This is a genomic window from Arthrobacter sp. 179 (assembly GCF_052379645.1).
Taxonomy (GTDB): Bacteria; Actinomycetota; Actinomycetes; order Actinomycetales; family Micrococcaceae; genus Arthrobacter_H.
Window position 1 is genome coordinate 33,376 of sequence record NZ_JBQSYU010000006.1, and the last position, 14,816, is coordinate 48,191.

9 protein-coding genes are annotated in these 14,816 nt (G+C 62.7%); all 9 read right to left on the reverse strand.

From position 1 onward, the window contains the following. Positions 1-79: 79 nt before the first annotated feature. Positions 80-1,252 (reverse strand): acyl-CoA dehydrogenase family protein, encoded by a 1,173-nt coding sequence (locus ACT3UE_RS05510; RefSeq protein ID WP_444566350.1) that lies wholly within the window; start codon positions 1,250-1,252, stop codon positions 80-82. Positions 1,253-1,265: 13 nt separating this feature from the next. After that, positions 1,266-2,525, reverse strand: a complete 1,260-nt coding sequence (locus tag ACT3UE_RS05515; RefSeq protein WP_444566351.1) for a beta-ketoacyl-[acyl-carrier-protein] synthase family protein — start codon at positions 2,523-2,525, stop codon at positions 1,266-1,268. Then, positions 2,522-4,030, reverse strand: a complete 1,509-nt coding sequence (locus ACT3UE_RS05520) for a class I adenylate-forming enzyme family protein (RefSeq protein WP_444566352.1) — start codon at positions 4,028-4,030, stop codon at positions 2,522-2,524. The genes ACT3UE_RS05515 and ACT3UE_RS05520 overlap by 4 nt, the downstream gene beginning before the upstream one ends. A 216-nt stretch (positions 4,031-4,246) precedes the next feature. Beyond that, positions 4,247-4,855, reverse strand: a complete 609-nt coding sequence (locus ACT3UE_RS05525) for a hypothetical protein (RefSeq protein ID WP_444566353.1) — start codon at positions 4,853-4,855, stop codon at positions 4,247-4,249. Positions 4,856-5,100: 245 nt separating this feature from the next. Beyond that, a complete protein-coding gene (locus tag ACT3UE_RS05530; protein ID WP_444566354.1) occupies positions 5,101-8,973 on the reverse strand; it encodes a C-terminal helicase domain-containing protein in 3,873 nt (1,290 codons plus the stop codon). After that, on the reverse strand, positions 8,970-10,832 hold the full coding sequence (locus ACT3UE_RS05535) for a phospholipase D family protein (RefSeq protein WP_444566355.1): 1,863 nt from the start codon (positions 10,830-10,832) through the stop codon (positions 8,970-8,972). The genes ACT3UE_RS05530 and ACT3UE_RS05535 overlap by 4 nt, the downstream gene beginning before the upstream one ends. Beyond that, positions 10,825-12,006, reverse strand: coding sequence for a DUF6361 family protein (locus ACT3UE_RS05540; RefSeq protein ID WP_444566356.1), 1,182 nt, complete (start codon positions 12,004-12,006; stop codon positions 10,825-10,827). The genes ACT3UE_RS05535 and ACT3UE_RS05540 overlap by 8 nt, the downstream gene beginning before the upstream one ends. Positions 12,007-12,027: 21 nt before the next feature. Further along, positions 12,028-12,906 carry a GIY-YIG nuclease family protein gene (locus tag ACT3UE_RS05545; RefSeq protein ID WP_444566397.1) on the reverse strand — a complete coding sequence of 293 codons (879 nt, stop codon included), beginning with the start codon at positions 12,904-12,906 and terminating at the stop codon, positions 12,028-12,030. A 121-nt stretch (positions 12,907-13,027) separates the two neighbouring features. After that, on the reverse strand, positions 13,028-14,395 hold the full coding sequence (locus tag ACT3UE_RS05550) for a hypothetical protein (RefSeq protein WP_444566357.1): 1,368 nt from the start codon (positions 14,393-14,395) through the stop codon (positions 13,028-13,030). Positions 14,396-14,816: the final 421 nt, after the last annotated feature.

Here is a 14,816-nt window from a genome sequence, read left to right on the forward strand (position 1 = left end):
GGCCCAGCCATTAGACCAACGGCCAATCAACGGATGGGGATCAGTCTGTGGCCCGTGAGGGCGAGGGTGGGCCGCCGGTTCAGTCGTCGAGCAGGGCCGCCGCGTACATGGGCCGCGCGGCGTCGGTGGTCGGCGGGTGGAACAGCCCGGCGGTGGCGTCACGGAACAGCCGGTTGAGTTCGTTCCCTTTGTTGAATCCGCTGCCGCTGGCACACATGAGCGCGGCTTCGGCAGCGTGGCGGGCGACGTTCGAGGCGTTGATGCGGGCGCTGACCAGCCGCAACGGCCAGCCCGCGCCGTGGTCGACGAGTTCGTCGAAGTCACGACTATAGGAATCCAACTGGGCCGGCACCGCCATGTACTCCATATGGGCATCGGCCAGACGGGTCCGGAACTCAGGCACCTCGGCGTAGGTCGTTCCGGTCTTGGCCGACTTCCGCTTCTTGAGCCCTTGCGCTCCCAACTCGAGGGCGCGGTGGGCGACCCCGGCATAAACCGAACCGATCAGCAGCTGGAAGTTGCTCGTGATCGCGAAGGTCAACAGGTCGGGGTGGCGTCCGGTCGGCATTTTCCGAACGACCCGCCCGGGCGCCATCCTGACCTTTTTCAAGGTGGTGGCCCGACTCTGGGAGGCGCGCATGCCGAGCACGTCCCACTGGTCCGAGACGGCGATGCCTTCGGCGCCCCGTTCGATGAACCCGTAGACGAGGGTCGGGTTCTCGGCGTCGGTGCTGTCCAGCCCGTGGGTGATCAGTCGCGTCCATACCGGGGACAGTGAGGTGAAGATCTTCACCCCGGTCAGCAGATAACCGCCGTCGTCCTGGGGTTCGGCGGTGGTGTTCGAGCCCTGGAGCACCCAGTCGTTGGCCGGTTCGCTGATCCCGAAGGCGAAGATCTCCCCATTCATGGATTCGCCGAACACATGGTCCAGCGACCGGTCACCGCGTTCGAACAGGGCCCGAGCAACGCCAGTGCACATGAGGTGCATGTTGATCGCCAGTGCCGTTGCGGGTGCCGCAGTGGCCAGGCGCTGCTGCAGGCGGGACACCTGGTTCAGGCCCAGGCCCGGGCCGCCGAATTCCTCGGGCACGAAGACGGTGAGGTAGTGCTGATCGATCAGCTCTGCCAGGTCCTCGTGGAAGAAACTGTTCTCCCGGTCGTAGCGGTCGGCACGTTCGCGGAAGCGCTCCAACAGATCCTCGGGCAGGTACTGCTCTGCCAACTCTGCATGGCGGATCTCTCGGTCTGGCATAGGTGCTCCCTCGTTAGTCATTCCCACGGGTGATCAAGACTGCGCCGTTATGTCCGCCGAATCCGAAGGAGTTCGACAACACGGCGCCGACCTGTTGCCAACGGGCCTCGCCGGTCACGATATCCCAGCCGTCGAACTCCGGGTCCTCGAGGTTGATCGTGGGCGGCAAGATCCCACTGCGGAGCGTTTGAACGGCAATGACCGCTTCGACGACTCCCGAGGCACCCAGCAGATGGCCCATGCTCGACTTGGTGGCACTGATCGGGATGGTCTGGGCCCGGTTGCCCAGTGCGGCCTCCAGGGCATTCAGTTCGGCGGCGTCGCCAGCGGGGGTTCCGGTACCGTGCGCATTGATGTGCTCGACGGCGTCCGCGGTGACACCCGCATCGTCTAGGCAGTCGCGCACGGCCTGCGCCGCTCCCCTGCCCTCCGGATGCGGAGCGGTCGGGTGATAGGCGTCGCTGGCGGCACCGAATCCTGCCAGTTCCGCCAATGCGGTGGCTCCCCGGGCGCGGGCACTCTCTTCGGATTCGAGCAGAATGGCCGCCGAGCCGGCCGACATGACGAAGCCGGACCGTGCCCGGTCAAAGGGCCTCGAGGCGGCAGCCGGGTCGTCCTCATACCCGGCGGCCAAGGCCCGCATATTCGCGTTCGACGCCAGGTTCACCGCATTCAGGCAGTCCTCCATACCGACCACCAGGACCGCGTCGGCGTAGCCGTGGCGGATCCGACGCATCGCCTCCCCGAGGGCGATCGCGCCACTCGCGCAGGTCGCCGATACCCCCTGCGCGGGGCCGAACGCCTGGTACCGCTGGCTGAGTATGGCCGCAGCGGCATCCGGTGCACCGTGGATCGCCAACGTCAACGGCACGGCTCGCGGGCCCTTCTGGTTCAGGGTGCGGGTGGCCTGTTGCATGGCATCGACCGGTCCGGAGCCGGTTGCGGCCATGATCGCGAACCGCTGGGGGTCCCAGGGCATCTCCCCCACTTCCGGGGTCCAGCCGGCCTGTTCCATGGCCTGGTCGGCGGCGGCCACTGCCCAGTGTTGGCTGCGGCTAAGCCGTCTGGCCAGGCTTGGCTTCAGGACCGTGGAGGCGTCGAAACCGTTCACGGTGCCGCCGATGCGGACGGCAAGGTTCTCAAACTCGGGGCCGTCAAGGGTCGTGATGGCGCTGCGACCGTTCAGGACGTTGTCCCACATTGTCGGGACGTCCAAACCGCTCGGAGTGATCGCTCCGAGCCCTGTGATGACCACTCGACGAGGACCTTTCACAGCCGCACCGCCTCGCCGTGGGTGATCAGCTCGGCGACGGCCGGGCGGCGGATTTTGCCACCGACGGTGCGCGGCAGCTGCTCCGTCCGGTACCAACGGCGCGGGACGAACTGCGGGGCCAGTTCCTGACGGGCACGGGCGAGCAGTTCGTTCTTCTCCGGTGCCTCTCCCTCGATGACGAGTGCGACGACGGTGCCGAGCCGATCGTGGGCCACCGCCACCGCGCAAACCGCTCCCAGCTGCAGCATCCCATCGAAGGCGCGTTCCACGCCGGGCAACGAGACTTTGTGCCCGCCGGTGATGGCGATGTCTCCGGCGCGGCCCTCCAACACCAGTGCGCCGTCGACCAGCCGGCCCTGGTCATTCACCGTCGCCCAGCCGTCGTTGTCTTGCAGCACCGCGTCCGTTGTTCCCGGGAGGTACCCGTCGGAGCATGAGGCGGCGTGGACCAACAGGGTGCCCGGTCCGCCGTCGGGCACTTCGGCACCCTGCTCGTCCCTGATGCTCACGTCGATGCCTTCGTAGACGCTGATGCGGGTGCCGTCACCGCCTCGACTGTCACCGATGAACCCGATCTCGGCGGCCCCGTAGTAACTGATCAGTCGCACGTGGGGTAGTACGTCGGCCAGACCCGTGCGCAGGATCGCGGGGAGATTGGCACCGCCGGTGACTACCAGTTCCAGCGTCGCCAGGGACTGTGAGTCGCGTCGGGCGGCGTCCACGAGTGTTTGGACGATCGCGGGCACGGCCACCACACGCGTTATCTTCTCGTCGTCAATACGGCGGCCCAGTACAGCCGGATCGAAGGCATCCGCGACATGGGCGCTGCCGCCGGAAGCCAGACACTCGATGAGCGCGTACAACGTGAGGCTGTAAGACACCGGACCGGGAGTAAGGGTGGCGACGCCGGCGAACGGCTCCAGGTACGCGCTGGAGACGGCGAAGTTCTCGCGGTACTGGTGCCGAGTCTTCAGGAACGCTTTGGGGTTGCTCGTCGTGCCGGAGGAGAACAACAGGAGAAACGGTTCCGCACCATCCCGCACCGTCGGTTCGGCTGCCGGGGCGGTAGATGCCTCTTGTTGCCTGAACTCGGCGAGGGTGATGATGGTGCCCGTCCACCCCCGCGCGATGAGGCCTTCCGCCAGGTCGGTCGAGTCACTGATGACGACTCCGATTCCCGTGGAGAGGATGACGCCGATCCGGTGGTCCAGCGGCCACTGCGGGTCGATGGTCGCCGACACGGCTCGGAACCCGGCTAGACCCGCGATGATGCGCGAGGTGTGGAACGCCGAGGAGATACTCACGGCTGTGATCGGGATGCCGCCGGTTTCCGCGGCCGGTGCCGGCGGTGTGGCTTGGGCACGGTGCAGGGCGTCAACGGCTGCGAACATCCGTCGGGAATCTTCGACGAGCTGCGCGTAGGTCAGCTGGCCGTCGTCCCCAACGATCGCCGGCTGGTCGGGACGGTGTTCGGATGCGTCCAGAACGGTCCGTGTGATCGGCACCCGCGACCTCCCTGTAATTCGACGCAATTGGGCTGGTTAGTATTTTCCAGCCACCCCGATTCTAGTGACTCTTCCCGCGTCGATGGGAACTGGGCCTGTGCCGCTTAGCTGTTGATGTTTGGGAACGCGGCGGCATCGAGCGGAAGAGTGCAACGCCCATGCCGATCTATTTTTCCGATCTAATCGTCGGTCTCCGCGCTGGGAGCATTCTCGAGTCTAGGCAGCGTTCCACAAGGCGGCGTCGAGGTCTCCGTGGCGCCAATTTCGCAGGTCGGCGGCCTTCCGCATGACACCTTGAACATGTGAGTAGGTCAGGTTGGAGACGCCTGCAGATTTCATGTGCTTTTTGATGCGGGAATCCACGGCTGTGCCTGTTTCGACGCCAGCCAGGATGTCCATGTAGTCCACCGTTTTAGGGCCCACGTGGCGAACTTTCCTCAGCACGGTCCGGAACTCGTCGCGTTTCGAGCCGGGCTGGAGGCGCTTGAACAAAGATTCAACGTCTTCGATCTCGAGGGCCTCGAACACTGCCACCATGTCCTCGATTTGCTGCAACCGCTGCTGCCCGTTCCACCGGATGATCTCTGACAGCCCACCCTGGTTGATCCGAGTCCTAAAACCGCTGGTCGTCGCAGCATCTGGCCACTCCTCCACGAGTGCCTGAACCCGGGGATAGACGGTCGCTTTGTACTTCTGACGACGCTGAAGGACGGAGTCTGTGATCAACGCACCAATATGGTGCCAGCCACGCGTGATCTGCTGACCGCCGTCGATTCCTTGGGCGTCCATGTATTCGAGGAGACGCTCCGCGTCCTGATTCATCATTTGGCTATCCTGCCACGAGTACCCGTCAGTTCGGACCGGGGAGCTACTGCATGACGTGAGACGCTACTAGTCGCCGAAATCGTTCATTTTGAGACCGCCCAGTTCCCACCCCATGGCCAGAAACTATGTATGGCCTCCGAAACCTCGGGCGGACTTCAACGGGGACGGCTCTGGACAGGCAACGCATCATTTCACCTGTGAAAGAGCGAACCAGGCGCTAGCCCGACTGCTGCCCCGCCGCCCTCCTAAAGGTCCGAATCTTCGAGAAGGTCCTCTTCGTCAACCACCGTGTCCACGGCGACCTCAATTTCGAACACGCGACGGGCACTCTTGATGAGTCCTTGGGCCATCACAAAGTTCATCGTTCCGCCGATGGCTGCGCCCACCCCGAAGGGGACGACTTTGCCGAGGACCACGATGCCCTGCTTGGTTCCGTATTTGGTGATGAAGTTCTTGCCCATCACCGAATTGACGCCTCGCAACCATTGAACGGGCACCTTGCTGACCAGTTTTGAGGACCAGAACTTGCCGGTTCTCCCAGCGACCTTCGAAGCAGCCCGCTGAGCGCCCCCACCCGTCAGCACGGTCAACAGCAAGGTTCGTTTGCGCTCGATGTCGATGATGCTGATCCCTTGCACCTCGGCGAGGGCCAAGATGTAGACCGCCGTCCAGTTCATCGTGGCGGCAGCTTCCCCACCAGCCATTACCAGCGCCACCGACGTTCCCACGCCGGGAGCTGCTGCGGCAGTTCCAACACCGACTCCTTGGCTGGTCAAGGCAACCACCAGATCCTTATCCAGGAGTCTCACGAGCTGGGATGCGTCGAAGTCCGGGTGACGACGCCGGTGGTATTCCACGCGGGATTTGGAGGTGCGCTCGGCGAAGTTGAGTGCTGCGTTCAGGAGGTCTTTTGGCGCTGGTAGTTCAGTCGGTTCTTCGTCGTTCATGTTTTCCCCAGTTTTTGGTGTGCCCGAAGGTCGCAAATCCAACGCCCGCACCTCATGATTGCGGATGGTCTCGATCAGGTCGTCCTGGCGGGCCTGTCCCAAGGCCAGCCGGTAGGTTGCGAGTGAAGAGAGCATTCGCTGGGTGCGTGGGACATCGCGGCTCAGCGGATGGTCGAGCAGTCGGCGCTGGATCTTGTGTTCGCCTGGCTGCACCCAATACGGCGCGAACTCACGGACCTTGCCCGGCAACGACTCAGCAGATACCTCGGCTTCCTTGAACAACTCCGCCCAAGGGTTCTTCGCCCCGCGGGCCAAGACATCGGCCCGGTGTTCTGCTGCGACGTTTTTTCGCACGGCGTGGCCCATATAGCGGTGCACCCGGCCTTCGCGCTGTTCGAAGTCCACGGGGTTCGTGGGCACGTTCCAATGGATGACCGAGTGGCTCCACCAGTGGAAGTCGATCCCTTCTTGTCCCACCGACGTCGACGTGAGGACGAAGGGCCAGAACGGGCTGTTGAAGGCTGCGCGCACATCAGGCAGACGTTGGGCCGAACCGTCCTCGCTCCGCCCTCCCCCGTAGCGGACGGCGAACCGGGTAGCGAGTGCCAATCCCCGGCCTTCTTCGCCGGGGTCCTTGGCCCGCAGCGTGGCCGATGTCAGCGACAACGCCCTCCGCATACCAGCAGCGATGTCGCGGAGCAGTTCCACCGTCATAGGACCGCGGGGTTGCTGGCTGCGCAGCTGGAACACGTATTCGTCGAGGACGGCTTGCAGGTTGCCGTCCGCGCAATAACGCAGGACCGCCTGCCAGTAGTCGAGCCTCGGGTAGAGGCTATCGATCAGGACGGTGGCGTCCTGGCGGTTGAAGAGGGTGCGCAGTCCCTCGGCGGCGAACAGTGCCGCCCGCCAATGCTCCACCTTGTCGAATGAGCCGGGAAGGACACGTCCTAGCGCGCGGTACACGCAGTTCGCCGGGGAGTTCAGCGCCAGATCGCCGGTCCCCTCACGCCAAGCGCCCCCGCCGGTCTCCGCCAGGTCGAGCATCCTTTCGGCATGGACCATGAAGTTCGAGCCTTCGGCCGGAGCCTCGTCTGTCTGCATGCTGGGATCCGCGGACGCCAGTTCGTCGACGGAGGCGATCCCCTCGACGGCAGCTTCACGGTCGCGCTTCCAGGCGTGCGGCAGGGCCTTGCCCGCACCATAGTAGGAGCCTGCAAGTGTCCGATCTGCGTAGGGTTCCCCCTCTCGCATGCGACCCCGGATGATGGTTTCGGCGCGCTCCCGGAGCAGACGGGGTTCGACCGGCTGGCCCTGATCTTGTTCGATGAGCTTCAGGGGATCCACGAGTTCGGCGAACTCCGCATGCGGAACCACCAGTCCCAACGCCGACATCGCCTGCGGCGCCCCGTCGCGCACCCTCCACGCCAGGCGGGCCGTAAAGCGTGCCCTGGCCTCGGCGGTGTTCTCCGCCTCGTCGTCAGCGAGGGACATGATCCGACGTTCTGCTTCGTAGGAGAGCAGGGTACTCACGGAGTTCGGGGTCGCGTTCCACGCCGAAAAGAGCACTTGCTTCGTGGCCCCGGACCCGACGTCCTCATAGGCTCCGGAGGGCTCGTTATAGGGGCATGACGGCGGCATCCACAGGAGCTTCCATAGGCCGGAGTCGAGCACATGATGCTCAACCGCCCGGTACTTGGCGTTGTCTCCTTCCAACCGTTCGAAGGAGTGGAACCGGTCCCGGTCGATCGTCGTCGTCGAGGACGCCAGGGAGCGAAGGTCGACGGCCTCCCCGGACACTGACCCGTCGAGCACCCGTCCCAGTTGGTATTCGCCGAGGAAGTTCGCGAAATAAGGAACGGATTTCCAGTACTCGACGGGATTGCCTGCACCGGCTGCGCGGGAGAGCTTCGTCAAGGACGCCAAGGATCGCAGATCTGCGGGCCGGACGTCGTTGGGAGCCATCGGGATCACCGTGAGCATGTTGTCGTCGCCCAGCTGTGGCCGTTCGGTCCGGCACATGTACTTCCTCAGGTGCCGCTCCACGGCTGTGGCGTTGTCACCGGGTTCGATGGCTGCCAGTTGTCGGCGTCGCCGGGCGAGGAGTTTGTCCAGCGTCGTCATCCATGCTGGCTCGTCGTGCGCGAGGAACCCGAGCAACTCGGTGAACTCCTTGGCATGGTCTTCGCCGGCATCGTCCTGCCCACTGGTCAGCGCCTTATAGGGGGTCGCCGACAGCAGCAGCAGTTTGGCGTCGTCGTAATTGAGGAACTGCCGCGCCAGTTCAGCCGCGTTCACCAGTTCGGCATTATCGGACGGTGCCCGGAGCAGATCCTGGAAGCGTTGGAACTCATCGAGGATGATCAGGTCAGGTTCCAAACATTCCAGTCCCACTTCGGCCAGGACAGCGCGGAAGTCACGGATGAGGTCAGGCATCTCGCTACGCAGAGCCTCGGCAGGTTCCTCGGAACGGAGCAGCTTCTTGAAGTGGCGCATCAGGCCCCGTTCGGTGGCGCGTTTCCGGAAGTCGTTCCGGACCGAGGGTTCGAAGCCTTCGGGATGCCGCCTTTTGAGCCGATTGATGTGGTAGCGGAATCCTCGTTCTCCTGAACCACCGCGCAGGAGCTCGACGACGGTCGGCTCGATGTCGGCGGGGAATCGTTTGGGTTCGGAGCGCTGCTCTCGCTCTCCGAACAACTCTTCGAGGACCAGGTAGACGGCGGCTCGCTCCTCGGCATTACCCAGGCGCTGCCCGTCGCTGAACGACGTGCCCGGAGTCAGTGAGATGAAGTTGACGCGTTTGGCCGTGTTCTCCGCCGGTGGGGCATTCAGGCGCACCAGTTCCAGCGGCAGCAGCGACAGTCGGCCGGATTCGATGACGTCGGTTTGTCGGGTCACGTTGACTCGGTCGATGTTCTGTTTGGCCAGATCGGTGTTGGAGCACATGTAGACGACGTCGATCCGGCCCACCTCGTCCACGGTTTCGAGATGCTCGATGGCCCGGGCGACGACGCCGGCGGCCACGACTGATTTCCCCAGCCCGGTTTCATCGGCGACCAGGAAACGGTCGGTGGTCTCAGCCCCGTGGTAGAACCGTTTGATCACGTGGTTGACGGTACGTTTTTGGAAGGGTTTCAGCCCGGCCAGGATGGGGCGGGCGTTGAAGGCGGTCATGGTCTGCCTCCCACGGCTTCGACGGCTGCTTCCCAGAGTCGGCGTACTTCATCGACCTCGGTATCTTCGCCCATGACGGTTTCCAGCCGATCCATGATGGGTTTCAGGTCGGCGAACAGTTCGGCTGCGTCGGGGCTTGCCGCGGCGCCGGCCACGGCTTCGAAAAGGCCGGCGAACGTCCCCGTGGTTCCTGCCGAACCGAAGAATCCGTTGAAGGCCCCGCTGCCTCCGAGCGGGGACAGCTCCTCCGGGGTCAGGAAGAGCAGCAGGAAAGCCCGCAGCTTTTCGGGGGTGTTGAGCTGGCTGGCGACGATGTGGTCGATCCGGCCCTCGACATCCGTGCGCAGGACCCCTTGTACGACGGAGCTGCGCACCAGCCCGCTGGCTGTATCACGGAGTTCGACGAGGACGTAGGGAGTCACTAGTTCGAGCAGAACGTTGCGGAACGTGTGGTGCTGTCCGGACATGCCCGGTCCCAAGGGCGTGAGTTGCGCCGGCAGAGTGAGGAGGCCGACGCGGCCGGTCATATGCGACGGCGGAGCGTAACCGTGCTCGATTCTCACCTCGTACCCGTCCCCCTTTTTCTCACGGATTGCATCGAGGGTGAAGGAGCGGGAAGCCGCCTTGATCAGTTCTGTTTGCAGCCGCCATTCGGCTTCGTCGTCCTCGGTCCGTTCCACCCCGCCTTCTCCGGCAAACTCGATGAAGGGCAGGCTGGTGAGTGATTCGCGGATCTTGTCCGTGCCGATCCGGCTTCTCGGACCGGTCATTTCCACGGAGAACTCGACGTTGCTGTGGAAGGCAGCGTGGGTGGCATTGGCGGAACCCATCAGGACGTGGGTGGTGTGGTCGAAATCGGTGAACAACGCCTTGGCGTGCAGTCCTCGCAGGTCTTCTGCCGCCGGGCTCGGTTCGGAGGGTTCGTCGTCCACCCCGAGACCGATGTCGTCGATGGCGTTGAAGGTGGTTCTGGTGTTCTCCAGGGTTTCCGGTGAGAGACGATCTAGTTCAGGCCCGCGGCCGAAGACCTCGAGCGAACGTGCTCCGTGCTGGGACAGGATGCTCAGGGTGGTGTCGTCGATGAAAGGGGCCACGAGCAGGCGCTGACCGCCAAAGGAACGATTGCTCCCGGTTTTTCCATTGAGCCCGGTGGAAGTTCCCGGCTTCTCGAGGAAGGTCGCGAGCGAGTCTAGTGGAAAGGATTCGCCACCGCCCAGCGGACGGAACGCGAACGAGTTGATGTCCTGCGGCAGCTCCCACCGAACCGTCGCCAGACGCTGGGCAAGGCCAGAGATCCGGCGCGCTCCTTCCTCGGGGAGCTCGACCGTTGCGAGGCCGGGAAGAGCGCTGATGAAGCGCGCCAAAGGGGCGTTGTCCACGGGGGCCGGAGCACCGACGTCGTACTCATTCTCGAGGCGACCATCCAATCGGACGAGCAGGTCCCACGTGGTGTCGGGCGTGAGATTGCGGCTGCTGCACAGGAACCGGTAGCAAAAGTCGTCCTCGGATTCGTATTCGAGGAGCCAAATCTTGGGGTGGAACAGCGTGCCGCGCCGGGGCGGCAGGACCTGGTGGACGATGGGTTCGAGGACGGCGAGCAGATCGTTCGCCTGGCGCGGTGCGCGGATGAGCCCGGCCTGGCAGAAGACGTCGACGCGGTCGGAGACCTTGCGCACCGCATTGAGGACGGCCACGGCGTTGGAGGGATCGTCCCCGGTTCCCTTGACGAAGCTTAGTGGGACGGCCAGTGCGCTGAGCATGTCGAGCGTGAAGGTGGTGCCGACGGCCTGGCTGAGCCGGTAGCCGGCAGGTGGGCGGAGTTGTTCGGTGAGGGCTTCACGGGCTCCGGGGTCAAGCACGGGCGAGTCCTTCCCTCAGGTCGACGATCATGGTGCGGACCTGCTGCCAGCGGAAGGTCTGCTGGTTGATCCGGTCCGGAGCTTTCCAAGACCGTAGACGACGTTCGTTGGTGAAGCGGGAGTTGGCTCCCTTGGCACGCTTCTCACGGTCCCGGACCATTCGCTGCAGAACCTCGTTGTCTCCGGGGTTCCGGCCGGATGCGAGCTCCTTGACCGCACGGCGCAGGAAGTCGGTGCTGTGTGGCTGGATGCGTGGGTTGGCCTTCTTAGCGCGAACGATGAAGTCATCGAGGTCCCAGTGTCGAAGCAGTTCACGGTAGTCCTCACCGGTATGCCACTCATCGACGAAATCCCGGTCCGGCTCGTCTTCGGCATTCCCATACTTGACATGCGCCTGCGCAGTGACCAGATCGTAGTAGGTCGAATCGAGCCCACGCTGAAGTGCTGAATAGGACTCGGCATGGGCCAACCAGACGGCGGCTTCTCCAGTGGCGCTCTTTGCGCAGGGGTCGGCCCACGGCGCTTCGCTCTTCTTGTGGAGGCTTTTCGGGTTGGCAGCCATCTGGGCGAGCAGGGAGTCGCCGATGGTTGCCAGGATCCGGTCCCGAAGCCACTCGGCTTCGACGCGGTTGAGTTCGATGCCTTGTTCGTCGGTTCCCGGAAATCCTGCCGGCACCGGCGGTAGGCCCGCGTGCCAGACCGGTTCCGTTGGGAGGCCTTGGGCCCGCAGATCGGTTTCCTCGGCCATGGCTTCGCCAATGCCGCTGCGTTCGACATCTCCACGAGCGATTCCCCAGGCGCGCAGTGCCGACCAATAGGCGGCAGAAGGCAACTGGGCGACACGGTCCCCCGCGCTGCTACCGATGAATCGTGCGGCGCCGACCTCCTGGAGGCGACGAATCAGCCGCCGCTCGGTCTGCTCACCGGCAACACGGACCTTCTCGCCGCTTCGGGCGTTGCCGGCGGCTTGAAAACACCACGGCACCAACACCAGATAGCGGGCAGCGACGTGCAGTACGGAAGTCCCGGGGAATAGTGCGTTGCTGATGGTGTCTCGGAACTGGCCGAGCGCCAGGTCGTCGACACTTTCCGGCATCTCGAAAAGCTTGACGAGCTCGCGCATCCGGCTAGTCTCCTCCGCGCTCGCGTCGAGCCAGGAAATTAGTGAACTCATTTCACCGGTCCCAAGCCTGGGTCATGCCTCATCCGCCAGTGGCGGAGCAAGCTGTTCCTGCCATTGGGCAAAGGTCTGTCCCGATACCGGGTCACGCCATGAAGTTCTCCCGTTGGCGGCTCTACCCGCCACTATGGCAGCAGCTGCGCTGGGACTGGCAAACGCATAGTCATCGGCGAAGACACAGCCTCCATCCTGGATTTTGAGCACTCCCATGGAGAACAACCGCTCATAGAGTCCCCCGTAGGAATGACCGACGCCTGTCCACTTCGAGCGGGCTTGCGATCCAGCCGCAACAACGAACTCACCGTCAATATCCTGAGCACGGGCCAAGCCGCCTGCTGTGGGCACCTTCATCTCGAAAACCGGCGAAGAATACTTGCTTCCAAGGGCCCCTACCGACTGCGTTGGGGTGGGACGGCGCCTGAACGCATCGAGCCCGAGGACCGGTAGAACGATCTGGGCCTGGCTAATGAAATACTCCATGTCTGAGAGGTCAGCTTCCGGGAGACTGATCTTGGACGATTCGTTGCCATTTTCCAACGAAGACCTGTTGGCCTCTATGGCCAGCGAAATGAATCGGCTCTCCAAATACCTCACGTGCGCCTTGGTGAGATTGGCATCTTTACTGGTCAGGAAGATCACGCGGTTCCAGAATTCCTTACCCGTACTGGCGCTGTTGTGTTGCCGCAGCCGTACTGCGACATCGTCGGCTTCTCCGACATAGACCGAACGCCGGTCGGGGTCCTCCGGGTTGTCGCCTAGCAAGAAATACACCCCTGGTGAATTTGCTTCGCCCCGACCTAGGATTTCGTTCAGATCTGACCTTGAACCGGAAACGACTCGGCCTGTCCAGTTCATGATCTCCGCCGTCAGAATGCCGCTTGGCGCTCCGTCCACCAAGAACAAACGGACCTGTCTCCCGTTTCCCATAGCTCCCCCGTGCTCTGTTGTGTACCTTCTTGGTTCTATCACCGCGAGCCGTCATTCTAGCCATCTGAGCACCATGGTTGGCGCTCGACTATGCTTTTCCGCCTCTTCGAATTGTGACCGCTGGGGTTCTCAGCGCTGTCTTGCCACTGGCGATATCCGCGTTGCCGCCCCTGGTATGCGGCTGAATCCAAGTTTTGTTGATTTCACCAACCCGAGAAATACGGCGCAAATGTCCCCGCACCTCATGTTGGCGCCGCCCTCCGTAGTCTTTGTAGAAGTCTTCGTCCAGCACTAGCCTGACTTCACGCCCGGTAATAGTGATTGGTATTAGCCATGCTGACTCCGGAATGTAGTTCAATGCCCGCCGCCGCGCCGGGCGCCCCATCGCCCCTACAAGCTCACTTCGACTCTTTAGGGTTTCGACCCGTTTCGTCGCCACCTTGTGCACGCCGGTCCTCAAGGACATTGCACAGGCGGCCATGAAGTGGACAACTTCGTAAGCGTCTCTTCCGTTGTGCCCCATCGTCACGAAACTGCCGGGCACGCATGCATACTGTCCACGGGCAAGCCCCAGTGCCCAATCTTCGAGATCGTCGAACGACACTGTCAGCATTCGATAGGCCGTGTTGGAAACATCCCAAGCGATGAACTGTCGTCGGGCCAAGTCAGTAAGAAGCCCGCGATGCATCGGTTGTAGCTTCTTAATGTCGGCCAGTAGAACCCTCTGGTCCCTCGTCGTGTCTGTTCGCGCAGCGCGCCACAACTCGCTCGCCATGGCGGAGTAAGCGAAGATTCCGTACTTCTCACGGCAGATGCTTAGCAGGAAGTTGTGTCGCTTCGCGCTCAAACGGTCGTCTTTCAACCGGCTGCAATCGACTTCTCGCAGGCACGCGATCAGCAATTCAAACAGATCAGGGTATCGACCGGGTGAAAAATCATTCATGACTTCGAGCAATTTCCTGGCCGTGTCCAAAGGATGCCCAGCAATCACTTTGCCGGACCCAGTACGTGGCTCCGATAATTTTCGAGCTTGAGGCGTTGGCGCCGTGATGAGTCGAGGGCCGTCTTCTTCATCACTGATTGACCTGATGGGATTGACCACCGACGCGGCAATCTTGGGACGTCTAATCGATGTTTGCTTGGGCCTCGATCTGGTCAATGATTCTGCATGGCGTCGAACTGTCGACCATGAACTACCCGGTGCAGAAGCAACTTGGGATCGTGCCGGTAGGAATTGCTTGGCCTGTAGCTCTGCCCTGAGCTGGGCGTCAATCAATTCAAATTCTTCAAAGCTCAGTTCCCCAGTCGGCTTCGGCAAGTACTCCCAGGGAGTCGCGGCTCGAACCAACGATCGCGCTTCAAACACTTTCCGAATTTGCCGAATTTGATCTGCGCCCAGAAGCCTCTCCAGCGAAATAACGCCCTGTAGGTGGAGGTGGTTGCGCAGCATTTCCACGACGTCTCGGATGGGAATCTCGAGATCTTGGGCGATTTCGACTACTGATTTTGCTCCGAAGGCACTTCGGTCTCTTCGCCGGTTGATATCCCCGGTCTTCCGAGCCCTCGATGGTTCTCGATCCACTGGACCCGGCACCTGCGGTGAAGTTCCCCCTGATTCGTAGTGCAGCGGCTCCGATTCGGCTGGCTCTCGAATCGATTCTTTTGACGGCGGAGCTGCCGCTATCCGTGCCGCAATTTGGCTTGCTCCCCGAGAAGAGTCTCGTGTGCTCCCTATAGCCAGCTGCTGCTTTAGTGCGCGTAATTTATCTAGATTCCCCGAATCCATTGTGCCCCCACAAGTTGCTTAAATCTCCACCCGATAATAGACCCTCGATCCTAGAAGAGAATGGCACCCGTACCTCGTCGAAGCCGAAGTA